The organism is Achromobacter sp. HZ34 (genome assembly GCF_002209485.1).
Taxonomy (GTDB): Bacteria; Pseudomonadota; Gammaproteobacteria; order Burkholderiales; family Burkholderiaceae_B; genus Bordetella_C.
The window spans coordinates 813,921-838,508 of the sequence record NZ_NJIX01000001.1 but is presented as its reverse complement, the minus strand read 5'-3'; the positions used below and the strand labels follow the sequence as shown (position 1 = coordinate 838,508).

Below are 24,588 nucleotides of genomic sequence, written 5' to 3'. Positions count from 1 at the left end.
TTCAGGGTGGCTTTGAGTGCCGTTATCATAATGGGGGCGGATTGCAAGAATACATGGGGAGGTCGAGATGGGCGAGAGGGCGGTGTTGCTGCCTGCCGAGGGCCGCTGGCCGGATGGCGTCGATGTCTGGCGTGTCGCCATAGCCGAAACGGCGGTCGACTTTCCCTATCTGGATGACGATGAGCGGGCGCGGGCGCGCCGTTTCTTGCGGGCATCGGACCGCATTCGCTTTGCCACGACCCGGTCGGTGCTGCGGGAATTGCTCGCGCGGTACGCCGGGGCAAGGCCCGAGGATCTGCGTTTCTGCGCCGGCCCCCATGGCCGCCCCGAGCTGGCGCCGTTGGCCATATCGGGCCTTTCGTGGCCGGGGCAATCAGGGGCGGCGCAATCGGAGGCGGGCCTGTCCAGCGGCCCGCTGTCTTTCAACGTATCCCACGCCCACGATGAAGCGATGATCGCCATCTCGCGAACCCATACCGTGGGCGTGGACATCGAGTACATCAAACCCGGCTTCGACTGGCCGCCGCTGATACCGCTCGTGTGCACGGAGCAGGAGACCCGCGCGCTGCACGCCTGCGCGCAGGCCGCCGGCGAAGACGCCGCGCGCGCGCGCTTTTTCCGCTGCTGGACCGCGAAAGAGGCCGTCCTCAAGACCCTGGGCCTGGGCATCACGGAAGGTTTGCAGGCCCTGGACATCGACCTGGAGAAGGACGGCCCGCAGTTCCCGCTGGTGCGTGAAAACCCGCGCTTCGCGGCGGCGGCAGCCGTGCGCCTTCATTGGGTGAAGGGCATGCCCGGCTATATGGCCTGTGTTGCCAGCCTTGCCGGCGCGCCCGCCGGCAAGGCTTAGCCGTCGTCATGGCGCAGTAGCAGCAACACGGCGGCAGCAATCGCGCCGCAGCAGATTCCCGGCGCGCCAGGTCGAAGTCCTGGCGCTGCTGCAGCGCTTATGCCGCGAAAAAGGACTGACCGTAGTGGTGGTGCTGCACGACATCTACATGGCCGGCCGCTATTGCGACGAACTGATCGCCATACGCGAGGGCCGCGTGTCGCCCGCGGGGAGCGCTTGGCGCGTCCGCTCGCCTGATTGGCGTTATCCAGGCGTGGATTTTGGGCTGCTGAAAAGACGCCGTAAACGTGTTCCACTGAACAGGTCTTCAACGTTTGTGAAAACGATGGAGGCAAACGGCACTTTGCATGCAAAAATACGGTTTTCATTTTTATTGAAGACAGCCATGGAACTACGCCAACTGCGCTCGTTCGCCAGGGTCGTGGAGCTGGGCAGCATGGGCCGGGCGGCCGCCGAGCTGGGCATCGTCACCTCGGCCCTGAGCCAGCAGATCAGCCGCCTGGAGAGCGAACTCGCCACCCGGCTGCTGCAGCGCACGTCCACGGGCGTAGTGCCGACCGATGCCGGGCGGGCGTTCCTGCGCCAGGCGCAGCTGGCCATCCGCCATGCGGACGCGGCGGCCATGGCGGCGCGCGAGGCGCGCCTGACCGGGCAGGTCAGCGTGGGGCTGGCCTCGACCACCGGTACCGTGCTGGCGCCACGCTTCATCCTGGCCATGCAGCAACGCTATCCGGACGTGCGCCTGCGCATGACGGAGAGCCTGTCCGGCCATCTGGCGTCCATGCTCAATGCACGCCAGCTGGATCTGGCCATCGTCTTCAATACGGATTCCGCGCAACGCTGGACGGTGCAGCCCCTGCTGGACGAACGCCTGCTGCTGATGGGCCTGCCCAGCACGCCGGGGTGGCCCACCAGCGAACATATTTCCCTGGCGGGCCTGCACGAGATTCCGATCGTGCTGCCCAGTCCCGCCCACGGCCTGCGCCAGTTGATCGATGCCGCCTGTGCCCGCATCGGCCGCACCCTGAACATCGCCGCCGAGGTCGACGGCCTGGCCATGCTGATGGCCATGGTGCGGGTCGGCCACGTCGCCACCATCCAGCCCGGGGCGGCGCTGCCGGTGGATCCGTCGCTGTCGCGCCTGCAGCTGAGCGATGAGCACCTGCATCGGCGCAATATGCTGGTCAGCCTGCCGGAGGATGAACTGTCACCCGCGGCCCTGGCCGCCCGCGTCGTGCTCAGCGACGTGGCGCGTACCCTGGTGCGGGAAGGCGGCTGGCCCGGCGCTACCTTGTACTCGGCCACCGAGGGGCGAGCGTGAGATTTTGATGTGAGAGAATCCGCCGCCCATGGTCGGGCGCACCAGCTATGCGGTGCGCCCGACCTGCGGGGCCATGATCGTGTCTTCAAAATAATTGAAGACCTATTGCGCGGCGGGTTCTGGCGGGCCTATGTCCATCTGGTTACAGTGCCAGCCTGTTCAAGGAGGACACACGAGTCATGGTGGACGTATTGGTGATAGGGGGCGGCAACGCAGCCCTGTGCGCGGCGCTGATGGCCCGCGAAGCCGGCGCCAGCGTGTTGCTGCTGGAGTCCGCGCCCAAGGAGTGGCGCGGGGGTAATTCGCAGCACACGCGCAATCTGCGCTGCATGCATGACGCGCCGCAAGACGTGCTCATCGAGGCCTATCCGGAAGAAGAGTTCTGGCAGGATCTGCTCAAGGTGACGGGCGGGATCACCAACGAACATCTGGCGCGCCTGGTGATACGCGCGTCCTCGTCCTGTCGGGACTGGATGCGCAAGCACGGCGTGAATTTTCAGCCGCCGCTGTCGGGTGCCTTGCACGTGGCCCGTACCAACGCCTTCTTCATGGGCGGCGGCAAGGCGCTGGTGAACGCTTATTTCCGCAGCGCCGAGTCGCTGGGCGTGCAGATCCGCTACAACGCGCCGGTCGATCGCCTGGACCTGAAGGATGGCCGTTTCGTTGCCGCCTACTGCAAGGGCGAGCGCATCGAGGCGAAGGCCTGCGTGCTGGCGGCCGGCGGTTTCGAATCGAATATCGAATGGCTGCGCGAGGCCTGGGGCCAGAACGAGCGTGGCGAATGGCCCGCCGACAATTTCCTGATTCGCGGCACCCGCTTCAACAAGGGCGTGCTGCTGAAGTTCATGATGGAGGCCGGGGCGGACATCATCGGCGACCCGTCGCAATCGCACTGCGTGGCCATCGATGCGCGCGCGCCGTTGTACGACGGTGGCATCTGCACGCGTATCGACTGCGTATCGCTGGGCGTGGTGGTCAACCGCGATGCCAAGCGTTTCTATGACGAAGGCGAAGACTTCTGGCCCAAGCGCTACGCCATCTGGGGCCGTCTGGTAGCCAACCAGCCTGGCCAGATCGGTTATTCCATCATCGACAGCAAGGCCATCGGGCGCTTCATGCCGCCGGTGTTCCCCGGGACCACGGCCGACACGCTGGAAGAGCTGGCGGACAAGCTGGGCCTGGATCGCGCCACCTTCATGCAGACGCTGAACGAGTACAACGCCGCCTGCCGTGTCGGCAAGTTCGACCACACCGCGCTGGACGATTGCCATACGGAAGGCATCACGCCGAACAAGACCCACTGGGCGCGGCCCATCGACCGCGCGCCGTTCTATGGTTATCCGCTGCGGCCGGGCATCACCTTCACCTATCTTGGCTTGAAGGTGAATGACGAGGCCGCCGTGCATTTCAACGGCCAGCCCAGCGACAACCTGTACGTGGCCGGCGAGATGATGGCCGGTAACGTCCTGGGCAAGGGCTATACGGCAGGCGTGGGCATGTCCATCGGCACCGCATTCGGCCGCATCGCCGGCACCAAGGCCGCGCAGGCCGCCTTGGGCCAAGGTAAAACCAATTCCATGGGAGCTTCCCTTGAAACAGCTTGAAGCCCTCGTGCGCCAGGCCAACACCACGCTTAACCTGGACCATGCCGCGCCGGCTGGTGGCGGCATGAAGGAAACCCCGGTCAAATTCGTGCGCAAGGGCGAGACCCTGGCGCCCACCACCGAAGACGAGACCGAAGTCGCCCGCATCATGCAGATCTGCAACGCCTGTCGCTATTGCGAAGGCTTCTGTGCAGTGTTCCCGGCCATGACGCGGCGCCTGGAGTTCGGTAAGGCCGACATCAACTACCTGGCGAACCTGTGCCACAACTGCGGCGCCTGTCTGCACGCGTGCCAGTATGCGCCGCCGCATGAATTCGCCGTCAACGTCCCGCAGGCCATGGCCAAGGTGCGCAAGCAGACGTATACGGACTATGCGTGGCCGGCGGCCTTGGGCACGCTATATCAGCGCAATGGCCTGACCTTGTCGCTGGCGACGGCCTTCGGCCTGGCCCTGTTCCTGGTGCTGGCCGTCCTGTCGACGGGATCGTTGTTCCATGCACCGCTGGCGGGCAATTTCTACGCCATCTTCCCGCACAACACGCTGGCCTTGATGTTCGGGGTGGTTTTCCTGTTCGCCATCCTGGCCTTGGGGATGGGCGTGAGCCGCTTTTGGCGCAACGTCTCGCCGGGTTCGGCCACGGGACCGGCGGTGGCGGAAGCGGCGCATGACGCGCTGCGGCTGCGTTATCTGGACGGCGGGCATGGCAAGGGCTGCAACGAGTCCAGCGATGCCTTCACGCTGGCGCGCCGCCGTTTCCACCACTTCACGTTCTATGGCTTCATGCTGTGCTTTGCCGCGACGTGCGTGGCGACGTTCTATCACTACTTCCTGGATTTGCACGCGCCGTATGGCTATACCAGCCTGCCGGTGGTGCTGGGCACCCTGGGCGGGATAGGCTTGATCATCGGCCCGGCGGGATTGTTCTGGCTGAACGTGCAACGCAGTCCCTTGCACGGCGATGCCGGACAAAAACCCATGGATCGCGGCTTCATCGCGTTGCTGTTGCTGGTGTCGATCACAGGCCTGGCCTTGCTGGTCGGACGCAATACCAGCGCCATGGGTTTGCTGCTGGCCCTGCACCTGGGCCCCGTGATGGCCTTGTTCCTGACGCTCCCCTACGGCAAATTCGCCCACGGCATCTTCCGCAGCGCCGCGCTGTTGAAGTGGAACATCGAGAAACGGCAACCGAATCCGGTGCAGATGGGAGCGGACTGATGGAAGGAGGCGCTCGCTGATATGGTATTTTGGCTGTCGAATCGAATTTGACCGAATACCAGCACAGATGAATTGCGCCTCCTCGACTCCACCCTTACAACAACAATTGGACCTCTGGCGCCCCCGCCTGATACGCCTTGCCACGGCTTCGGATGATAACGATGGGGCGCACGATCTGAATCATCTGGAGCGGGTCTGGGGGAGTGCGCGGACGCTGTTGGCGGCCTTGCCGCAGGCCGATGCGTTGGTGGTGATGGCGGCTTGCTATCTGCATGATCTCGTCAACCTGCCGAAAAATCATCCGCGGCGCAGCGAGGCTTCACGGATGTCGGCACAGGCGGCCGTGGCGCAACTGGCGGCGCTGGACTTTCCCGGCGATCGCCTGGCCGCCGTCGCGCATGCCATCGAGGCGCACAGCTATTCGGCCGGTATCGCGCCGGAGACAATAGAAGCGAAGATCGTGCAGGATGCCGATCGGCTGGATGCGTTGGGCGCGCTAGGGCTGGCGCGCATGTTCCATGTCGGTGGGCAATTGGGGCGCGCGCTGGCGGATGCGGCGGATCCCCTGGCGCTGCAACGCGACGCGGACGATAGCCGCTACACGCTGGATCACATCGAATGCAAGTTGCTGCGCCTGCCCGCGACCATGCAGACGGCCCCGGGACGCGCCCTGGCCGACGAACGGGCCCGCTGGGTGGTCGCTTTCCGTGATCAGTTCGCGGCCGAGTGGGGCGGTGGCGGCTAGTCACCGGATTGGCCATGCCAGTGGCGGCAGCCTGAGCGCCAGGCGCGCTATTCCTTTTTCGGCCTGTCGGGCAGGGCGGCCGGCTTGTGGCCCGAGCGGAAATAACGCTCCAGCAGGGGCGACGCGGAAATGCCGTGCAGGAATACGGAAGCCACGATCACGGCCAAAAGCACCGGCGCGATAGGACGCACGTTGTCGGCATCCGTGTTTTCCAGGGCCAAGAGCAGGTAAAAGAACGTGCCCACTCCCCGTATGCCCAACCACCCGGCCAGCAGACGCTGGATCCTGTCGGTACCGGTGCCCATCAAGGACACCCACACGGATAACGGCCGCGCGACCAGGAACAGGGCCAGCACGGCGACCAGGGACTGCCACTGCAGCATGTCGCGCCAGTAAATGGACACGATGCTGCCGATCAACAGCATCATGCCCAGTTCCACCAGATGCTCCAGCTCCACCGAGAACGTCATCATGGATTCCGCCAGATAGGCATGCGCCAACTCAGGATGCCTGGCTGCCTGGTGCATGTCGCCGTGCGTCACCTGGTCCAGCGTCTGCTGAGGCGTCGCATCGCCGGTCTCGCGCATCTCCTTGCGGCGCAGGGCCACGCCGGCGGCGAACACGGCAAGGAAGGCATAGCCGTGGATCATCAACGCCACGCCATAGCACGCCGACATCAGGCCCAAGGCCAGAAAGCCCTCATAACCCATGGCCTTCTCATAGCGGATGCGCAGGCGTGAGACCAGGGCCTCTGTCGCGGTGCCCATGATCCAGCCGACCAGCACGGCACCCATGACGCCCCAGATCAATGATGCCGCCAGGGTGGCGGGCGATTGGGCATCGGGGTGGCCCAGGTTGCAGACGGCCAGGCCTATCAACACGAAGGGATAGGCCGCGCCGTCGTTGGCGCCACCTTCACCCGACAGCGCAAAGCGCAAGGGCTCGTCGTCGCCCGCTTCACGGGGCCGCAGTTCGTTGGCCAGCACGGGGTCGGTCGGCGCCAACGCCGCCGCGGCCAGCAGGGCGGCGCCCAGGGTCCATCCCAAGGCATAGAAGCCCACCAGCGTCATCGCCACGATGGTCAGGATCATGGCCGGCAAGGCCAGGCGCAGCACCAGTCTCCAGCGGCTGCTGCCCAAGGGAATGCGCAAATGCATGCCGATGGAAAACAGGGAGATGAGCAGGCCCGTTTCAGCCAGCAGGCGCAGGACGTGGGCATCCTTGTACAGGTCCACATTCAACAGGCCCAGGCCGGCCGGGCCGATGATGAAACCGAATGCCAGGTAGACCATGGCGCCGGTCATGGGCAGGCCGGCGATGACGCTGCGTGCGAGACCCATAAAAATCAGGAGTCCGCCGATCAGGAGGAACCAGACGGCTTCGAACATATAGGCTTTTGGACGGGAGATGCGAGGACGAGGGGCGTCGCGCGGACACCGCGGCTTGTCTATCCTTAGCATGTGCTGTGCCTAATGCAGAGCTTTCCGCTGCGCGGCATTTATGCGGCAGGAAAGGGGCAGGCAGAGGCGAGCGCGCCGGGCAGTGCCTTGTGCCTTGAGCGCAAGCCGCCAGGCGCAGGTCAGCCCATCGACGCCAGCAATGTCTTCGCCGTATTGGCCAACAGTTCGTCCGACAGCGCTCGATCGTTCACGGCGCGGGCCAGGGTCATGGCGCCGATGAGGCCGGCAGTCAGTGTCTGCGCGCGGGCATGGGCGTCCGGGCGGTCCGGCGGGTCCATCAGGCTGGCGACGCCAGCGACCATATGGGTCAGCCCTTCCGTAACGACCTCACGGGTTTCCTCGGTGCCGCGCGCCAGCTCGGCCCCCAGCGCCGCCAGGCCGCAGCCGTGGGCGGCGTCTTCCCGGTGGCGGGGCGACAGGTAGGCGTTGACGAACCAGGCCAGCCGCTGGTGCGCCGGTTCCTTGCGGGCCCGTTCCACCAGCGCGTCGGTGCCGCTGACCATCAACGACGCGCATGCCTCGGTGACCAGCTGATCCTTGGATGCGAAGTGCTTGTAGAAGCCGCCATGGGTGAGGCCGGCGGCGCTCATGAGGCTGGCCAGGCCGGTCGCGGCGATGCCCGCACGGCGAAATTCCTCCGCCGCGGTAGTGACAATGCGCGCACGGGTACGCGCGGTTTCTTCTCGGGACTTACGCATGGCAGTGGGTAGGACGCGGTGACCCGGCGCAATCGCTGGCCGACCAAAAGAGGTATTGACAAGGTCATGATAGACGACCTTTAATTAGATGTCTAATGTAATCTAAATTCATTCCCGTGCTGCAGGTCCAGCGCTATGGCGCTACATGACCGACGGCGTTGCAGCGTCCGGACAAACCAGGATCGGCGTCATCGAGGACGTAGTTCCCAATCTAGGAGTTATTTCATGCATATCAAAGGAAAAGTCGCGCTGGTGACTGGCGCCAATCGCGGACTGGGCAAGGCCCTGGTACAAGCACTGCTCGCCGCCGGCGCCGCCAAGGTGTACGCCGGCGCGCGTGACCCGGCTTCCGTGGCCATCCCGGGCGCCACCGCGCTGAAGCTGGACGTCACGGACAAGGCCACCGTGCAGGCCGCCGCCGCGCAGGCAGGCGACGTTGATATCGTCATCAACAATGCGGGCATCAGCGCGCGCGGCCCGGCGCTGGGCGGAGACGCCGAAGCGTTGCTCGCCCAGCATCTGGACGTCAATCTCTACGGCGTGCTGCGCGTCAGCGAAGCCTTCGCGCCCATCCTGGGCCGCAATGGCGGCGGTGCCCTGGTCAATGTGCTGTCGGTGTTGAGCTTCCTGACGATCGATCAACTGGCGGCCTACTGCGTATCGAAATCCGCGGCCTGGGCATTGAGCAACGGCATACGCCAGCAGTTGAAAGGACAGAACACGGTAGTGACCAACGTGCATGTGGGCTATATGGACAGCGACATGACCGCCGGCATCGATGCGCCGAAGACATCGCTGGCGGATGCTTCCGCCAGTATCCTGGGCGCGATCGAGGGCGGGCAGCAGGAACTGCTGATCGACGAACTCAGCCGCGAGGTGAAGGCTTCGCTATCGACGGATACGCCGGCGTATCTGTAAGGCCCGCAGCAGCAGGGCCGCTGCTGCAAGTCGGCCGCGGTCTGGCCGCCGCGGCACGGCCGTCGCAACAGGCCGGTGCCCGCGTCACGCCAGCAAGGTATATTGCCGGCTATGAAAACGCTGGATATCCCTTCGCTGGCGATCTTTGTCGCCGCGGTAGAAGAAAAAAGCCTGTCCAAAGCCGCCGAGCGCGAGAACATCGTGACGTCGGCGGCCAGCAAGCGCGTTGCTGAACTCGAACGCCACCTGGATCGCATGCTGCTGCACCGCCACGGGCGCGGCGTGGAGCCGACGCCGGCTGGCGCCTTGCTGTACCAGCGCGCCAAGGCCATCCTGCGCGGGGTACAACTGACCGAGCAGGCCATCAGCGGCTATTCCGCCAACGGCCAGGCCAAGATCCGCCTGGCTTCCAATCCGTCCACCATCCTGCAATTCCTGCCGCCGGTGATGAACCGCTTCCTGGCGGGGCGCCAGGGCGTCAGCGTGGACCTGCTGGAAGCCCACAGCTTCGACATCCCGCGCATGATCGCGGAGGGCTCCGTCGATATCGGCATCTATCACGCGGACCATCCCGTACCCGGCGTCACGTCGATGCCGTTCCGGCGCGACCGGGTGGGCCTGGTGGTGCCGGTCGGCCATCCCTTGACCGATCGCCAGGAGCTTTATCTGGAAGATGCGCTGGACTACGACCTGCTGGGCTATTTCCCGCGCCATTCGCTGGAACAGTTCCTGGCGTATGCCGGGCAGACGCTGTCGCGGCCGCCGAGCGTCAAGCTGCAGGTGTCGAATTTCGAGACACGCTGCCGGATGATACGGGAGGGGATAGGCATAGCCGTGGTGCCCGAGGGCATCGCGCGCAACTACCTGGGCGCGATGGGCCTGGCCCTGCTGCGCCTGCGCGACGCCTGGGCCGAGCGCCAGTTCTTCGTCTGCGTACGCGACCAGGAACAACTGACCGCCCCGGTCGCCGATCTGCTGCAGGCGCTGGTAGCACCGGAAGACGCCTGAGGCGCGGCCCGCTGGCGGCGCCGCAAGCGTGCCGAAGCGTGGCCACTGGGGCGCTAGCCCGGAAAGGGGGCGATGGGGCACCCCCCAATCTAAAAAAACTCGATTGTTGCCAACCACCAGTCATTCGCCCCCGCCAAGGAAAGAATGACGATGAAAGCTCCTTTTCCATTTCATCAACCCTGGGAACTTCCTCTGCGTCTAAAGTAGGCGCAGAAGCGCGCACTTTCGTCGACGCGCACCAGGAGACCTCCCATGTTGCTGGACACCATCGCCGCCTATGGCGCGCAAGACAGTCAGGCCCGTCTGCCCGACGACATCCTCCACTACGCCAAGCGGGCGTTCCTGGATTGGCTGTCAGCCCTCTATCCCGGCACCCGCGGGGCGCCGTCGCCGCAACTGCTGGCCGCCCATGCCGATGAGTTGGGCAGCGGCCCTTGCAGTCTTCCCGGCAACGGGACCACGGCGTTTCCAGCGACCGCGGCCTGGATCAATGGCAGCGTGTCCCACGCCGTGGAGTTCGACGACATCTTCCGCGACGCGGTGTATCACCCCGGTTGCCCCACCATCGCCGCCGCGCTGGCGCTGGCTGAAGCGGGCAATGTGGATGGCCGCGCGCTGCTCAATGCCATCGTGGTGGGCTACGAAATTTCCACGCGTATCGGCGCCGCCGTACAGCCGTCGCATTACCGTTACTTCCATACCACCGGCACGGTGGGCTGCTTCGGCAGCGCCGCGGCCGCCGCGGCCTTGTGCAAGCCCGGCGATGCGGACGTGATGCGCCACGCGCTGGCCACCGCGGGTACCTTTGCCAGCGGCCTGCAGCAGGCTTTCCGTTCCGATGCCATGACCAAGGCGCTGCACGCCGGGCACGCGGCCGCCGTCGGGGTACGGGCGGGGCAGGGCGCGGCGCATGGGGTGACCGGCGTGCCGGACATCCTGGAAGGCGAGGTCGGCTTTGGCGCCGCGCTGGCGCGCGACCCGGACTGGAGCCGTGCCGTCGACGGTCTGGGGGAACGCTACAACATCCGCGTCATCACGCAGAAGAACCATGGCTGCTGCGGCCATACCTTTGCCGCGATCGACGCGGCGATGGCGCTGCGCGAACGCGGTGTGCGTCCGCAGGATATCGCCGCGGTGCGCGTGGATACCTACCAGCCGGCGCTGGATGTCGCCGGCATCCTGGACCCGGCCACGGCCTATGAAGCGAAATTCAGCCTGCCTTATGTGGTGGCGCATGCCTTTGTGCATGGATCGCCGCGCCTGGATGCCTTCACGCCGCAGCGGATGGCCGATGCCCAGGTGCGGGGCCTGATGGGACGCGTGTCGATCAAGGCCGATGCGGAATTCACCGCGGGCTTCCCCAATATGCGGGCGGCGCGGGTCAGCCTGACCACGCATGCAGGTGACACGCTGGAGCACCATGCGCCGTATCGCAAGGGCGACCCGGAAGCGCCGCTGTCCGATGCCGATCTGAACGACAAGTTCGCCGAGCTGGCCGGCCCGGTGCTGGGCGCCGCGCGCATGGCGGCCTTGCGCGACGCGGTCTGGCGCCTGGAAACGATGCCGGTGCGGGCGCTGCGCCTGGCAGAGGATCGGCCGCGGTGACGGGGGCGCGGCGCGCAGCCGCTCCACCGGTAAGCACGGCCCACCGTCACGCCATCCACGACCACAGAATCAACGACCTGCGAATCCTTATGTCCGAAACCTCCTTCGCCGACGCCTTGCTGGCGCCGCGCGCCGTCGCGCTGGTGGGCGCTTCCGGCGATGTCCGCAAGAACACCGCGCGTCCGCTGCGCTTCATGCGCAAGCACGGTTATGCCGGCACGATCTATCCCATCAATGCCGGCCGCAGCGAAATCCTGGGCGAGCGTGCCTATCCTTCGCTGGATGACCTGCCCACGCCCGTGGATCATGTATTCGTCATGATCCCCGGCGATGACATCGCGCCGCTGCTGGAAAGTTGCGCCCATGCCGGCGCCCGCGTGGTGACCGTCTACTCCGACGGCTTCGGCGAGACCGGCCCCGCGGGCATGGCGCGCCAGGAAGCCCTGGTGGCACGGGCGCGCAGCCTGGGGCTGCGCCTGCTGGGACCGAACAGCATCGGCCTGGCGAACCTGCACAGCGGCGCCATCCTGTCGGTGAACGCGGCGTTCGAGGCCGATACGCTTTTGCCCGGGTCGCTCAGCATGGTGTCGCAAAGCGGTTCCATGATGGGATCCCTGCTGTCGCGCGCCGCCGCCCGGGGCTTTGGGTTCGCCAAATCGGTCTCGGTGGGCAATGAAAGCGATGTGACGGTGGGCGAGGTGATCGACGCCCTGGTCGACGATGCCGACAGCAAGGTCATCCTGCTGTTCCTGGAAACCCTGCGTGATGCCCCGACGCTGGCGCGTGCGCTGGAACGCGCGCGGGCGGCCGGGAAGCCGGTGGTTGCTTATAAGCTGGGACGTTCCGAGCAGGGCGATGCCCTGGCGCAGTCCCACACCGGCGCGCTGGCCGGCAATGACGCCGCCGTGGATGCTTTCTTGAAAGCGCATGGGGTGCTGCGGGTACGGCAGCTGGAGACGTTGTTCGAGATAGCGCCTCTGGCCCAGCGCTACGGCACCACGTCCCGTTCAGTCGATGCACCCGCAAGAGTGGCCGTCATTACCACCACGGGTGGTGGCGCCGCCTCGGTGGTCGACAACCTGGGCTTGCACGGCATGGTGGCGGTGGCGCCGCCGCCGGCTTTCATCGAGCAGATGTCCGGGCTCGGCCTGAAGCTGCGTGAAACGCCCATCATGGATCTGACGCTGGCGGCCACCAGCGCGCAATACAAAGGTCTGCTGGAAGCCTTGCTAAAAACGGACTGGTGCGACGCGGTGCTGAGCGTGGTGGGGTCGTCGGCCCAGTTCCATCCAGACCTGGCGGTCAAACCCCTGCTGGAATCCGACAAGTCTTCCGATAAGCCGCTGGCCGTCTTCCTGGCCCCCGAAGCCCCCGAATCGCTGGCGCTGCTGCGCGCAGGCGGCATCGCGGCTTTCCGCACGCCGGAAGCCTGCGCGGACGCACTGTCCGTGTTCTTCCAGGGTACGGGCCGGCCGCCTGCCGAGATCGCACCAACGCGCTGGCCGGATGCCTTGCCCCGCAACGGAATGCTGAACGAAAACGAAGCCGCCAGGCTGTTCGCCGGCCTGGGCGTGCCGGTGGTGAACACCCGCCTGCTCGACCCCGCGCGGATCGAGGAGGACCTCGTTCTTCTGGAGCAGGAACTGACGCGCTCCGCATCGGAGCCGAAGCCGGTCCCATCGTCGCCTTCCACGCCGGTAGCGGCATTACCCGCGACGCCGTTGCCGGCGGGCAGCCAACATGGTTTTTCTTATCCTCTTGTCGTCAAGATCTGCTCCCGCGACCTCGCGCACAAGACCGACGCCGGCGCGGTAAGGGTGGGCATCGAGAACGCCGGGCAATTGCGTGCGGCCATCGCGGCGATGCTGGCCAGCGTCAAGCAATACGCGCCCGATGCCCGCATCGAGGGCATCCTGGTCCAGCCCATGGAGGACAGGCTGATCGAGTTGATCCTCGGGTATCGGCGTGACCCGCAGGTGGGGCCGACCATCCTGCTGGGCGCGGGCGGCATCGCCGCTGAACTCACGCCCGATTACGCATTACGCCTGGCGCCAGTCGATGAGGCCGAGGCCTTGCGGATGATCGAGGAAGTGCGCCTAACCCGCCTGGTTCGCGGTTTTCGCGGATTGCCCTTGGGCGACTGCGCGGCGCTGGCCCGTGCGATCGCCGCGTTCTCGCGCCTGGCCGCGCCAGGCGATGTAACGGTGGCCGAAGCCGAGATCAATCCCTTGTTCGTACGTGCAGACGGCGTACTCGCCGTCGATGGTTTGCTGCGACTGGCATGAGGCCAGGCGGCGCGCTCATCAATAATCAGGATCACACCCCATGGATTTCAATCTCACCCCCGAACAGCAGGACTTCCAGAGCGCGGTGCGCCGCTTCGCCGAAGGCGAACTCAAGGCCGGCGCCCGCGAGCGTGCGCACGCCAATACCTATCCTTGGGACGTTGCCCAGAAAATGGCCACGCAGGGCCTGCTGGGTATCACCATGAAGGAAGAGGACGGCGGCATAGGCGGCAGCCTGATGGACGCCGTGGTCGCCATCGAAACCGTGGCCTCCGTCTGCCCGCGCAGCGCGGACGTGGTGCAGGCCGGCAACTTCGGCGCCATCCGCGTCCTGGCCGAATACGGCACGCCCGACCAGAAGGCACGCTTCCTCGAGCCCTTGCTGGCCGGTACCGCACTGATCGCGGTAGGCATGACCGAACCCGACGCGGGTTCCGCCGTCACGGAACTGAAGACCGCCGCCACGCGCGACGGCAAGGGCTGGCGTATCAACGGCACCAAGATCTTCACCACCCATGGCCCGCACGCGACCGTCATCCTGGCCTATGTGCGTTTCGGCCCGGGCACCGGCGGCATCGGTTCGGTATTGATCGACACCAAGGCCGACGGCGTGCGCCTGGGCAAGCGGTCCGCCTTCATGTCCGACGAGGAGTGGGTGGAAATATTTTTCGACAACGTCTACGTGCCCGACGAGATGGTGGTGCTGGGCGAGGGCGGGTTCAAGAAGCAGATCGCCGGCTTCAACGTGGAGCGCATCGGCAACACCGCGCGTTCGCTCGCCCTGGGCCGTTACGCGTACGAGGAAGCGCGTGAATGGGCCCTGCAGCGCAAGCAGTTCGGTCGCCTGCTGTGCGAGTTCCAGGGCCTGCAGTGGAAGTTCGCCGACATGCGCATCAAGCTGGATGCCGCGCAATTGCTGCTGTATCGCGCGGCGACCAATGCCGACTCGGGGTTTCCGTCCGCTACCGAAACTGCCATCGCCAAGGCCTACTGCAACCAGGTCGGCTTCGACGTGGCCAACGACGCCTTGCAGGTGCTGGGCGGCATGGGCTACAGCCGCGAGTCGCTGGTGGAGTACTGTGTGCGCCGTTGCCGCGGCTGGATGATCGCCGGCGGCTCCATCGAGATCCTCAAGAACCGCATCGCCGAAGGCATCTTCGACCGCAGCTTCCCGCAACGCCCGCCGCGTTGAGGGGCGTGTTCCATCCGCGTAAACCCTGACCATTTTCGCGCCCGCGCCGCAGTGTCTGCCCTACAATCCTGGCTCATTGCGACGTCTCCTGGCCAGTCGGCCAGCACAAGGAAGGTAGCCTGATGGACCAGACTCTCATGCAGCAAGCCATACAGTTCGCCAACGAGCACGAGTCCCTGTGGGACCGCAGCGTGACTGGCAAGTTCGGGGTGCATCAGAACGACCCGCCGCCCTGGAACCGTGCCTACGGCCCTCTGCATGACCGCGGTCCGGTGTCCGGTGTCGTGGTCGTCGACGGAAAGACCGTGGCCACCTGGGGCGAACCCGATCGCGCCGACCTGACCTTCAGCGTCGCCAAGATGTACCTGGCGCTGCTGGCCGGCGTGGCGCATGACCGCGGCCTGTTGCCGGACGTGGATGAACCCATCGTCAAGCGGCTCAAGGGTATCGGTTTCGACAGCGAGCACAATGCGCCCATCACCTGGCGCCATCTGCTGACGCAGACCAGCGAATGGGAAGGCGAGCGCTTCGGCATCCCGGACCAGGCCGACCGCTATCGCGCGGTCAGCTTCGGCACGCCGCCCAATGGCAAGAAGGGCGACGCACGGCCCTTGCAGGCGCCCGGCACCTATTGGGAATACAACGACGTCCGCATCAACCAGCTGTCCTATGCCTTGCTGCACCTGTTCCGCCAGCCTTTGCCGGACGTGTTCCGCGAAGCCATCACGCGGCCCATCGGGGCCAGCGAGAACTGGCGCTGGGTCGGCTATGACGACGCCTGGGTGGACATCGACGGCAAGCGCATGCCGTCGGTGCCGGGCGGTTCGCACTGGGGCGGCGGCATGTCCATCAGCAGCTACGACCAGGCGCTGATCGGCCAGTTGCTGTTGAACGGCGGCAAGGCCAAGGACGGCCGCCAGGTGCTGTCGGCCGAGTGGATCAAGGCCATGCAGCAACCGACGGATCTGGCGCCTTACTACGGCTACCTGATCTGGCTGAATCACCAGGGCAAGGTCTTCCCCAGCGTGCCGGAATCGAGTTTCTTTGGCGTCGGCGCGGGCAGCTCCTTCACCTGGGTGGAGCCGGAGCGTCGCATGGTGGTGATCGTACGCTGGCTGCAATCGGAGCATGCGGATGGACTGTTCGGCCGCATCCTGAAGGCGGTCGACGCTGCTTGAGCGGAAGCCGATGTGGGGCTGGCTTGAGCTGATCGTGCCGTCGGCGGCGTTGCAAATCCGCACGCCGCCGGGCGTCTTGCAAGCTGGCCGTCAGCACAGGCGAACATCATCTTGACGCTTGCGCCGCTTCTGCAAGCGGCTTGTAAGCAGGATGCTTCACGGCGGCAAACTGGCATTGACGCAGTCGTTGCGTTCCTGTTCTAGTGGCAGTCACGGGCCAGGATGGCCGTTTCTACGATGCGTATTTCCAGTACGCGCGCCGTGATCATGCCAATCGAAAAATCTTCCTCTTCATCCACTTCCTTGCCCTCGGCGGCGGCAGGTACATCGCCCGCGCGCGCCGAAGCGGGCACCGTGGCAGCAGCCGCCGCCGCTCCCGCCAGCGTCCTCATCTTCGCTACGTTGATAACCGGCGTGGCCGCCGGCATTGGCGGCATGCTGCTGGCCTTGCTGCTGCGGCTGGTCCAGCACGTGGCATTCGGCTACGGCCTGGACGCGGCCACCGCGCATGCCAGCTTCCTGCAAGGGGCCAGCATGGCCGACGGCGCGCGGCGGGTAGCGGTACTGGCCGTCTGCGGCCTGGTGGCGGGGCTGGGCTGGTGGGCGGTCTATCGCCATGGCCGCAAGCTGGTCAGCGTCAAGCAGGCCGCTGGCCCAGGTGCGCCGGCCATGCCTGGCGGCGCCACGGTGGCGCATGCACTGCTGCAGATCATCACCGTGGGTCTGGGGTCGCCGCTGGGCCGTGAAGTGGCGCCGCGCGAGATAGGCGCGCTGTTGGCAGGCTATGTGTCTGGCTGGGCGGGTCTCGCGGTCGAGTATCGCCGCCTGCTCGTGGCCTGTGGCGCGGGCGCGGGCCTGGCCGCGGTCTACAACGTGCCGCTGGGCGGCGCGGTGTTCGTATTGGAGGTGCTGGTCGGCGCCTTCAGCTGGCCGGCCGCCGCGATGGCCATGGGCAGTTCCGCCCTGGCTGCGTGGGTGGCATGGTGGGGCCTGGGCGCGGAATCGCAGTACGTCGTCCCGCACATGGCCGTCACACCCGCATTGGTGATCTGGGCATTGGTGCTTGGTCCCATGTTCGGCGTGGCGGCGCACGGCTTCGTGACGCTGACAGGTACAGCACGCGCGCATGCGGCGCGCGGCTGGCGGTTACCGCTGGCGTCGTTGGTCAACTTCACCGTGATCGGCCTGCTGGCCATCTATCTGCCGCAGTTGCTGGGCAATGGCAAGGGCGCGGCATCGCTGTCCTTCGACAGCGATCTCACCATAGGACTGGCCGCCTTGCTGCTGGTGCTGAAAGTGGCGATCGAGGCATCGTCCCTGCGCGCCGGTGCGGAAGGCGGTCTGTTGACGCCGGGCTTGACCAATGGCGCGATGCTCGCGCTCATCGTGGGCGGCGTGTGTAATCAAGTACTGCCAGGCGTATTCGGCGCGGTGCCCCTGGGCGCCTATGCCATCGTCGGCGCCACGGCCTTCCTGGCGTCGTCCATGAGCATGCCGCTGACAGCGATCGTCCTGCTGGCCGAGTTCACGCGCATGGACCACGACATGCTGGTGCCGGCGGTCGTGTCAGTAGCAGGTTCGATCTGCGCCAGCCGCTGGTGCGCGAAAGTGGCCGCCAGGCGCGCCGCCCCTGGTGCGGCGTCTAATCCGGTCGTGGCGATGCCGGTCCCGCAATCGGCCAGCGCCGCCAGCGCCGCCGCCGCGGTAGCCCAGCCGGTCCCGCCAACGGCGCAGGCATCGGCGCCGGATCTCGTGTCCGCCAACAGGAGATCCTGATGGCGTCGGAGCCGGGGGAGCGCGCCTAGGCTCGCTTGCGCGTCACCGTCATCGCCTGGCGCGCGGCGATCCATTCCTCGTTGGTCGGCTCCACACCGACCAGGACGCGGCTGCCGGGCCCCGCGATCACGGGAGCGTTGCGTTCGTTCGCGGCTTCGTCGATGGCCACGCCCAGGTAGGCCAGGTCGCGGCAGATGCGGCTGCGGATCGGCGCGCTGTGCTCGCCGACGCCCGCGGTGAAGACCAGCATGTCGAGGCCGCCCAATACCGCTGCCAGGGCGCCGATCTCGCGCACGATGCGGCGCACGTACAGCGCCAGCGCCGCGCGGATGCGATCGCCAGTCTCTCCAGCCTCCTGCTCGCGCTCCAGCAGTTCGCGCGTATCGCCGGAGACGCCGGACACACCCAGCAATCCGGACTCGTGATAGAGCACCTGGCCGACCTGTTCCAGGGTCAGCTTCTCCATTTCCATCAGATAGATCACGGCCCCGGGATCCAGCGCGCCACAGCGCGTACTCATCATCAGGCCATCGAGTGCCGAGAATCCCATCGTGGTGGCGACGCTGCGCAGTTCATGCATCCCGCACAGGCTGGCGCCGCTGCCCAGGTGGGCGACGACCGTACGGCCGCGCGCGCGCTCGCCGTGCCGCTCGGACAGCGCGACCGCCATGTATTCGTAGGACAGCCCATGGAATCCGTAGCGGCGCAAACCGCGTTCATAGGCCGAATAGGGCAGGGGCAGCATGCGTTCGACCAACGGCAGCGTGTGATGGAAGCCGGTATCGAAGCAGGCCACTTGCGGGCAGTCGGGCAAGCCCTTCAACAGCACGTCCATGGCCTCCAGCGCAAAGGGCTGATGCAGGGGGGCCAATGGGATGTAGCTTTTCAGGTCCGCCAGCACGGTGGCATCGACCAGCACCGGTTCGCTGTACTTGCTGCCGCCGTGCACCACGCGATGCGCGACGGCGCCCAGTTGGCGGCCCGCCAGGCGCGCGCGCGTGCGGGCACGGATGTATTCCAGCGCCGCGTGATGGGGCGACTCGTCCCCTTGCAGCGGCACCGGTTCGGTAGCACCGCCATCCTCCGTATAGCTGGGTTTGGATCCGCCTATGCCTGTCACCTGTCCGCCCCAGAACGGGCGCCGCGGCGGCGGATCCGCCCGGCCGTCGAACAGCGCGAATTTGATGCTGGACGAGCCGCAGTTCAGAACCAGCAGGCATACGTCATCACCAGCGCGGGCGGAGTCGTTCATGGCGCTTCCTATCGTCGGCAATCATGGGGTCATCTCCCTCGCATCGCGGAGCCACGGCCGGACCCGTTACGCGGCGGAATCTGGTCCATGATAGCGCGCGTCGCAGGCCATGGGAGCGCCCAGGTCAGCAGGTCCCACGGCGCCAGCACCTTCGCACCACCATTTGCGACAGCGGCACCAAGGCCCCCCAAAGACCCTGACGCCGGAATGCCTTTATGCAGCGATATCCATACTGGCGATGCATTTTTGCTTTCTTGCGATGCACATCCATATTCGCTGCAATGCACAATCCGGCAGTAAGATGCGCGGCATGTATTGCCTGACTCTGACATCATGACTGCTGCTGCCTCCCTTCCGCGCCTCGGACGCGCGGGCCTGTACCTGTTGCTCGCCGGCCAGTTGCTGCCGATGATCGACTTCTCCATCGTCAACGTCGCCCTGGATGCGATGGCCCATGCCCTGCACGCCAGCGAGGTTGAGCTTGAACTGATCGTGGCGGTCTATGGCGTGGCCTTCGCGGTCTGCCTGGCCATGGGCGGCCGCCTGGGCGACAACTATGGCCGGCGCCGCGTCTTCACCTGGGGCGTGCTGCTGTTTACCTTGGCCTCGGTACTGTGCGGCCTGGCGAATGAGGTGTGGGTATTGCTGGCGGCGCGCATCCTGCAGGGCATGGCGGCAGCGCTGGCCGTGCCGCAGATCCTGGCCACCATCCACACCGGCTTGCAGGGACGCGAGCATTCGCGCGCCCTGGGGCTGTACGGTGCCATCGGCGGCCTGGCCTTCGTGATAGGGCAGGTGCTGGGCGGCCTGCTGATCACCTTGGGCGCGGGCGGCCTGGGCTGGCGCAACGTGTTCCTGGTCAACCTGCCTATCGGTTTGCTGGTCGCGGCCTTGGCGCCGCGCCTGTTGCCGGAGACGCGCTCGCCGCACCCGGCATCCATCGATATCCCCGGCACCTTGCTGCTGGCCTTGGTGATCCTGTGCCTGCTGCTGCCCATGGCGCTGGGCCCGGTGCTGCATTGGCCCTGGCAGTGCGCCGTGGCGCTGGGCGCGGTGCCGCCGCTGCTGTACGCCTTGTGGCGCGTGGAGCGGCGCCAGGAAGCGGTCGGCGGGTTTCCCTTGCTGCCGCCCAGCCTGTTGCGCCTGTCCAGCGTGCGGTTCGGCCTGGGTATCGCGATCCTGTTTTTCTCCAGCTGGGGCGGTTTCATGTTCGCCATGGCGCTGACCTTGCAGGCCGGCGCGCATCTGTCGCCGCTGAACTCGGGCAATGCGTTCATCGCGCTGGGCGTGGCTTATTTCCTGGGTTCCTTGCTGACCAGCCGCGCCGTGGCCCGTTTCGAAAAGACCACCGTCCTGATGTTCGGCTGCCTGGTGCAGATGGCCGGCCTGGTGATGATGATCCTGACCCTGCGCCACGTGTGGCCTGAACCGTCGGTGCTGAACCTGATTCCCGCGTCGCTGCCGATCGGCTTTGGCCAGGCCTTCATCGTGGCCTGCTTCTACCGCATCGGCCTGTCGGAAGTACCGCATGCCCAGGCGGGCGCGGGCAGCGCGACGTTGTCGACGGTGCAGCAGGCGGCCTTTGGCCTGGGGCCCGCCGTGTATGGCGCGGTGCTGACCCATGGACTGCAGGCGGGTGGGGGGACGAGTCTGGGTAACTATCTGCCGGCGTCGGTGGGCGTGCTGCAAGCCGAGTTCGGCGTGATGGCTGCCCTGGCGCTGCTCGCGCTGGTGCAGCACATGCGCCATCGGTCACGGCGGCGCATGTTGTTGAGCGCCGCGGTGCCCGTGTGCCAGAGCAGCCAATAGAAAATATCAAGGATCGGAATCTGAAAGCCGCATCGCGCAGGGGCGCGTGCCCGGCGCGGCGGCCGACTCGCCACAGGCCCTTTTTTTAAGGGTTTCGTAAGCATTTCGCCCCTGCGCAAACGCGCGTCGCCCACGCGCATACAATACGGCCCGCCCGAGCAACCGCGGGCGCGGCAACCCACAAGGATGCAGGCGCGGCGCGGACCTGGCCACTTTCCCACGCGGATCCGGCCATCTTCCTATAAACATCAAAGAGACCGCGCGGCCGCATTGCTTCACGCCGCGCGAGCGCATCCAGGATACACACCGTGCTTGCCCCTATCACTCGATTGTTTCCCGTCTGGGCCGTGCTGGCTTCGCTGCTGGCCTATTTCTCGCCGACCTCCGTGTCGGGCATCGCGCCCTACGTCACCACGCTGTTGACCATCATCATGCTGGCGATGGGCGTGACCTTGTCGCTAAGCGACTTCAAGCGCGTGTTCACGCGTCCCGCGCCGGTGGTGGCGGGCATCGTGCTGCACTATCTGGTCATGCCGCTGGCCGCCTGGGTGATTGCCAAGGTTCTGCACATGCCGCCGGACCTGACCACCGGCATGGTGCTGGTAGGCAGCGTCGCCAGCGGCACGTCATCCAATGTGATGATCTACCTGGCCAAGGGCGACGTGGCGCTGTCGGTGACGATCAGCGCGCTGTCCACCGTCGTGGGGATTTTCGCGACGCCTTTGCTGACGCGCCTGTATGTCGATGCGTCGATCGCCGTTGACGTGCACGGCATGTTGATCAGCATCGTGCAGATCGTGGCCGTGCCCATCGTCGTCGGCCTGGTGATCCATCATCTGTTCACCGGTTTCGTGCGCCGTATCGAACCGCTCCTGCCGCTGGTGTCCATGGTGGCGATCCTGCTGATCATCGCCGCGGTGGTCGGCGGCACGCAGCAAAGCATCGCTTCGGTGGGCCTGGTGGTGGCGCTGGGCGTGGTCCTGCATAACGGCCTGGGCCTGCTGGGCGGCTATTGGGGTGGACGCCTGCTTGGTTTCGACGAATCCATCTGCCGCACGCTGGCGATGGAAGTGGGCATGCAGAACTCCGGCCTGGCCGCGACCCTGGGCAAGCTGTACTTCACGCCTCTGGCCGCCTTGCCTGGCGCCTTGTTCTCGGTATGGCACAACTTGTCGGGCTCCTTGCTGGCCGGCTATTGGGCCGGCCGCAGCCCGAAGAAGAAGAACGCCGCCGCCGATGGCGTTGCCACGTCCGCCACGGCCAAGTAAGCCGCGGCAAGCGGGTTCAGGTGATAAACTCATCGCCTGCCTGCCCGCCCGCCGCGAGCAGCAACGCGCTCATCGCGGTCACCTGGCGGCATGGCGCCGGCCGCAGGCAGCGCGGAAATTATCGCCGCCCTCCAGCAGCATGGCGCCAGGCCAGCGCCATGAACAAGCCCAGCGCTGCTGCCTCCAGGGTGAATTGCCCCATGCTGGCCAAGGCGGTCAGCGGTGGAATGTCCGTGTAGACGACGTACAGGAAAGGCATCAGCAACTGCTGCTTCAATGCCAGCACCAGCAGCGTGAAGGCCAGCACGCGGTACGACGTTCGCCGCGGCAGCGCGGGCCAGGCCAGCGCGACGCAAAACACGCACGCCAGCGCCGGCTCCACGAAGGTGGCATAGGCGGGGACCAGCACTTTCGGTCCAAACGGAGTGCGGCACCACGGATTCTCCGGCTGCCATAACGGCAGGGCGTTCATGATGCCGTCCTGCATCCACGCCGCCAGCGGTGGCGCGACGACCCCCGCAAACACCCCCAGAGCCGCCGCGCCCAGCCATCGCCGCGGGGCGGCCGTCCCCCGGGGATCCGCAATCGGCCCCTGGCGCGGCGTGTCAGGACTTGCCCGGGAGCTTGTAAAACGCTCGTTCATCAGGGTCGCTCCCGCCGCGATCACCAGATAAGGCAAGGTTGCAGGTAGCGCGCCCAGCGCCGTCGCTAGCCAATGTCCCGCCGGCGACGCATAGCACCAGGCGTTCATGAACCAGCCGCGCAAGGTCTCGTTCAGGCTGCTCAACAACAGGAACAAAATGCCGGCCCGCTGTGTCGCCGTGCTGTCCGGCAGACGGGTACCCAGGCAGCGCGCCAGCCACAAGGCACCCATCGCCAATAGCGCGTGATTGAGCGCGCCGGGGATCGGGCTGTCTATCGGCTCGCTGGGGTAGGGGGCGCCTAAGACATCGATCATTACGGTGTGAACGCTCAACGCCAATACCGCGGCGATGATCGATCCTATGATCAGGCGCCGCTTGTCGACAGATGAAAACAGTCCCTGCCGCAGAAGTGGCGGTGGCGAGGTAGTCATGTTCGTCAGGTCTCCCGTATGCATGCAGGCCAGCGCATCGGAACGATGCGATGGCGGTGCATGAACAAGTTAGGGAAACCCGTGCCGGACCGACACCAGATTATTCGTGGATCCTGTAAATCGGAATTTTCGCTATTTCGCTGGCGGCGCGGCCGGACGACGCTGTGGCGGTGGCGGCCCAATACGACGCGACGGACCGGGAGGGCGCCACCATCCTGGATGATGATGACGCCCGGTGATGCAGAACGATCAATCCACGGTCGCGCCGGACATCTTCACCACGTCGGCCCAACGCTTGATGTCGGCCTTGTGGATGCGCTCGAAGGCGGCGATGCTGGGGTCGGCCGGCGGCTGGATGCCTTGCAGATCGGTCAGCCATGCCTTGAAGTCCGGCGTGCTGATGATCTTGATCACCGCTTCGCTCATGCGCTTCTGGATTTCCGGCGGCAGCTTGGCCGGGCCGAACAGGCCGTACCAGGTGCTGCTTTCGTAACCCTTGATGTTGCACGCCTCGGCAATCGTCGGCACATCGGGCAAGGCCTTGATACGCTGCGCGGTGGTCACGCCCAGGGCCACGACCTGGCCCGACTTGACGGCGGGAACGGACGGCGCGCTCTGGTTGAAGAAGAAATCGACTTCACCCGAGAGCAGGGCGGTCATGGCCGGACCCTGGCCGCGATACGGCACGTGCGTGACCTTCACATCGGCGCCGCTGGCGAATTGCGCGCCAGCCAGGTGGCCCGATGCGCCATTGCCGGTGGACGCGTAATTCAGCACGGCCGGCTTGGACTTGGCCAGCGCGATCAGGTCGCCGCAGGTCTTGATATCCGGGTGCTTCTTGGGATTGATCAGCAGCACGTTGGGAACGTCACCCAGCAGCGCGATGTGCGTGAAGTCTTTCTCCACGTCGAAATTCAGCTTCTTGTACAGCGCGGCGTTGATGGCATGCGTGCCGGCCGTGCCCAGCAGGAAGGTGTAGCCGTCGGGCGCGGCCCGCGCGACCAGGTCGGACGCGACGTTGCCGCCCGCGCCGGTACGGTTGTCGGCGATGATGGCAACGCCCAGTTCCTTGCCCAGGGCTTCGCCCAGTTTGCGGGCGTACAGATCGGTGCCGGCGCCGCCCGGGAAGCCACCCACGATGGTGATGGGATGGGTGGGCCACTTGGCCGGGTCTTCGGCACGGGCGCCCGTCGAGGCGACGGCGGCCAGAGTCAAGGTAGTAGCGGTTAACGAACGCAGCATGAATTTCGAGCGCAGCATGAATTTTTCCCCTTCTATGTGTTGCGCTGGTGGAGCAGTGCGCACCCTCGCGGGCGCGCACCATGAAA

At 66.0% G+C, this 24,588-nt stretch carries 19 protein-coding genes; 14 read left to right on the top strand and 5 right to left on the bottom strand.

Annotation, left to right across the window (positions count from 1 at the left end; genetic code table 11):
- Positions 1–67 precede the first annotated feature (67 nt).
- From CEY05_RS03525 to CEY05_RS03505, 5 genes are all read left to right on the top strand, one after another.
- Positions 68–850: a 4'-phosphopantetheinyl transferase superfamily protein gene (locus CEY05_RS03525; RefSeq protein ID WP_088596219.1), complete on the top strand. Its 783-nt coding sequence runs from the start codon at positions 68–70 to the stop codon at positions 848–850.
- Positions 851–1,235: 385 nt separating this feature from the next.
- Entirely contained in the window at positions 1,236–2,171 is a 936-nt protein-coding gene (locus tag CEY05_RS03520) for a LysR family transcriptional regulator (protein ID WP_088595985.1), read from the top strand.
- Positions 2,172–2,350: 179 nt separating this feature from the next.
- Positions 2,351–3,775, top strand: coding sequence for an FAD-dependent tricarballylate dehydrogenase TcuA (gene tcuA / locus CEY05_RS03515; RefSeq protein ID WP_088595984.1), 1,425 nt, complete (start codon positions 2,351–2,353; stop codon positions 3,773–3,775).
- Positions 3,762–4,991 (top strand): tricarballylate utilization 4Fe-4S protein TcuB, encoded by a 1,230-nt coding sequence (tcuB, locus tag CEY05_RS03510; protein ID WP_369825870.1) that lies wholly within the window; start codon positions 3,762–3,764, stop codon positions 4,989–4,991. Before tcuA ends, tcuB begins: the two co-directional genes overlap by 14 nt.
- A gap of 67 nt (positions 4,992–5,058) precedes the next feature.
- Positions 5,059–5,736, top strand: a complete 678-nt coding sequence (locus CEY05_RS03505) for an HD domain-containing protein (RefSeq protein ID WP_088595983.1) — start codon at positions 5,059–5,061, stop codon at positions 5,734–5,736.
- 47 nt (positions 5,737–5,783) lie between these two features.
- Here the strand turns inward: CEY05_RS03505 and CEY05_RS03500 are convergent, their stop codons facing one another.
- Both CEY05_RS03500 and CEY05_RS03495 read right to left on the bottom strand, forming a co-directional pair.
- The gene (locus CEY05_RS03500) at positions 5,784–7,124 is read right to left on the bottom strand and encodes a sodium:proton antiporter (RefSeq protein ID WP_088595982.1); all 1,341 of its coding nucleotides are present in this window, start codon (positions 7,122–7,124) and stop codon (positions 5,784–5,786) included.
- Between the two features lie 191 nt (positions 7,125–7,315).
- A complete protein-coding gene (locus CEY05_RS03495; protein ID WP_088595981.1) occupies positions 7,316–7,894 on the bottom strand; it encodes a TetR/AcrR family transcriptional regulator in 579 nt (192 codons plus the stop codon).
- A 225-nt stretch (positions 7,895–8,119) separates the two neighbouring features.
- Here CEY05_RS03495 and CEY05_RS03490 point away from each other — a divergent pair, with 225 nt between their 5' ends.
- From CEY05_RS03490 to CEY05_RS03460, 7 genes are all read left to right on the top strand, one after another.
- On the top strand, positions 8,120–8,812 hold the full coding sequence (locus tag CEY05_RS03490) for an SDR family oxidoreductase (RefSeq protein WP_088595980.1): 693 nt from the start codon (positions 8,120–8,122) through the stop codon (positions 8,810–8,812).
- A 111-nt stretch (positions 8,813–8,923) separates the two neighbouring features.
- Complete coding sequence (locus CEY05_RS03485; protein WP_088595979.1) at positions 8,924–9,820, top strand: LysR family transcriptional regulator; 897 nt, start codon at positions 8,924–8,926, stop codon at positions 9,818–9,820.
- A 252-nt stretch (positions 9,821–10,072) separates the two neighbouring features.
- Positions 10,073–11,425 carry an MmgE/PrpD family protein gene (locus tag CEY05_RS03480; protein ID WP_088595978.1) on the top strand — a complete coding sequence of 451 codons (1,353 nt, stop codon included), beginning with the start codon at positions 10,073–10,075 and terminating at the stop codon, positions 11,423–11,425.
- Positions 11,426–11,514: 89 nt separating this feature from the next.
- Entirely contained in the window at positions 11,515–13,710 is a 2,196-nt protein-coding gene (locus CEY05_RS03475) for an acetate--CoA ligase family protein (RefSeq protein WP_088595977.1), read from the top strand.
- Between the two features lie 40 nt (positions 13,711–13,750).
- Positions 13,751–14,902 carry an acyl-CoA dehydrogenase family protein gene (locus tag CEY05_RS03470; protein ID WP_088595976.1) on the top strand — a complete coding sequence of 384 codons (1,152 nt, stop codon included), beginning with the start codon at positions 13,751–13,753 and terminating at the stop codon, positions 14,900–14,902.
- A gap of 122 nt (positions 14,903–15,024) precedes the next feature.
- The gene (locus tag CEY05_RS03465) at positions 15,025–16,080 is read left to right on the top strand and encodes a serine hydrolase (RefSeq protein ID WP_088595975.1); all 1,056 of its coding nucleotides are present in this window, start codon (positions 15,025–15,027) and stop codon (positions 16,078–16,080) included.
- A gap of 267 nt (positions 16,081–16,347) precedes the next feature.
- Positions 16,348–17,856 (top strand): chloride channel protein, encoded by a 1,509-nt coding sequence (locus CEY05_RS03460; protein WP_088596217.1) that lies wholly within the window; start codon positions 16,348–16,350, stop codon positions 17,854–17,856.
- 25 nt (positions 17,857–17,881) lie between these two features.
- Here the strand turns inward: CEY05_RS03460 and CEY05_RS03455 are convergent, their stop codons facing one another.
- Positions 17,882–19,108, bottom strand: coding sequence for an acetate/propionate family kinase (locus CEY05_RS03455; RefSeq protein WP_088595974.1), 1,227 nt, complete (start codon positions 19,106–19,108; stop codon positions 17,882–17,884).
- Between the two features lie 333 nt (positions 19,109–19,441).
- Between CEY05_RS03455 and CEY05_RS03450 the strand changes: the two genes are divergently transcribed.
- Both CEY05_RS03450 and CEY05_RS03445 read left to right on the top strand, forming a co-directional pair.
- The gene (locus CEY05_RS03450; RefSeq protein ID WP_088595973.1) at positions 19,442–20,917 is read left to right on the top strand and encodes an MFS transporter; all 1,476 of its coding nucleotides are present in this window, start codon (positions 19,442–19,444) and stop codon (positions 20,915–20,917) included.
- Between the two features lie 308 nt (positions 20,918–21,225).
- Complete coding sequence (locus tag CEY05_RS03445) at positions 21,226–22,185, top strand: bile acid:sodium symporter family protein (RefSeq protein ID WP_088595972.1); 960 nt, start codon at positions 21,226–21,228, stop codon at positions 22,183–22,185.
- A 118-nt stretch (positions 22,186–22,303) separates the two neighbouring features.
- On the opposite strand, the gene CEY05_RS03440 is transcribed toward CEY05_RS03445, so the two are convergent.
- A complete protein-coding gene (locus CEY05_RS03440; RefSeq protein WP_143220268.1) occupies positions 22,304–23,260 on the bottom strand; it encodes a hypothetical protein in 957 nt (318 codons plus the stop codon).
- 249 nt (positions 23,261–23,509) lie between these two features.
- Positions 23,510–24,520, bottom strand: a complete 1,011-nt coding sequence (locus CEY05_RS03435) for a tripartite tricarboxylate transporter substrate binding protein (protein ID WP_233161331.1) — start codon at positions 24,518–24,520, stop codon at positions 23,510–23,512.
- Positions 24,521–24,588 lie beyond the last annotated feature (68 nt).

Bases quoted from the DNA above. Each gene is read 5' to 3' on its own strand.
- CEY05_RS03525 (WP_088596219.1), top strand. From the start codon at position 68: ATGGGCGAGAGGGCGGTGTTGCTGCCTGCCGAGGGCCGCTGGCCGGAT.
- CEY05_RS03520 (WP_088595985.1), top strand. From the start codon at position 1,236: ATGGAACTACGCCAACTGCGCTCGTTCGCCAGGGTCGTGGAGCTGGGC.
- tcuA (WP_088595984.1), top strand. From the start codon at position 2,351: ATGGTGGACGTATTGGTGATAGGGGGCGGCAACGCAGCCCTGTGCGCG.
- CEY05_RS03505 (WP_088595983.1), top strand. From the start codon at position 5,059: ATGAATTGCGCCTCCTCGACTCCACCCTTACAACAACAATTGGACCTC.
- CEY05_RS03500 (WP_088595982.1), bottom strand. From the start codon at position 7,124: ATGTTCGAAGCCGTCTGGTTCCTCCTGATCGGCGGACTCCTGATTTTT.
- CEY05_RS03495 (WP_088595981.1), bottom strand. From the start codon at position 7,894: ATGCGTAAGTCCCGAGAAGAAACCGCGCGTACCCGTGCGCGCATTGTC.
- CEY05_RS03490 (WP_088595980.1), top strand. From the start codon at position 8,120: ATGCATATCAAAGGAAAAGTCGCGCTGGTGACTGGCGCCAATCGCGGA.
- CEY05_RS03485 (WP_088595979.1), top strand. From the start codon at position 8,924: ATGAAAACGCTGGATATCCCTTCGCTGGCGATCTTTGTCGCCGCGGTA.
- CEY05_RS03480 (WP_088595978.1), top strand. From the start codon at position 10,073: ATGTTGCTGGACACCATCGCCGCCTATGGCGCGCAAGACAGTCAGGCC.
- CEY05_RS03475 (WP_088595977.1), top strand. From the start codon at position 11,515: ATGTCCGAAACCTCCTTCGCCGACGCCTTGCTGGCGCCGCGCGCCGTC.
- CEY05_RS03470 (WP_088595976.1), top strand. From the start codon at position 13,751: ATGGATTTCAATCTCACCCCCGAACAGCAGGACTTCCAGAGCGCGGTG.
- CEY05_RS03465 (WP_088595975.1), top strand. From the start codon at position 15,025: ATGGACCAGACTCTCATGCAGCAAGCCATACAGTTCGCCAACGAGCAC.
- CEY05_RS03460 (WP_088596217.1), top strand. From the start codon at position 16,348: ATGCCAATCGAAAAATCTTCCTCTTCATCCACTTCCTTGCCCTCGGCG.
- CEY05_RS03455 (WP_088595974.1), bottom strand. From the start codon at position 19,108: ATGAACGACTCCGCCCGCGCTGGTGATGACGTATGCCTGCTGGTTCTG.
- CEY05_RS03450 (WP_088595973.1), top strand. From the start codon at position 19,442: ATGACTGCTGCTGCCTCCCTTCCGCGCCTCGGACGCGCGGGCCTGTAC.
- CEY05_RS03440 (WP_143220268.1), bottom strand. From the start codon at position 23,260: ATGACTACCTCGCCACCGCCACTTCTGCGGCAGGGACTGTTTTCATCT.
- CEY05_RS03435 (WP_233161331.1), bottom strand. From the start codon at position 24,520: ATGCTGCGCTCGAAATTCATGCTGCGTTCGTTAACCGCTACTACCTTG.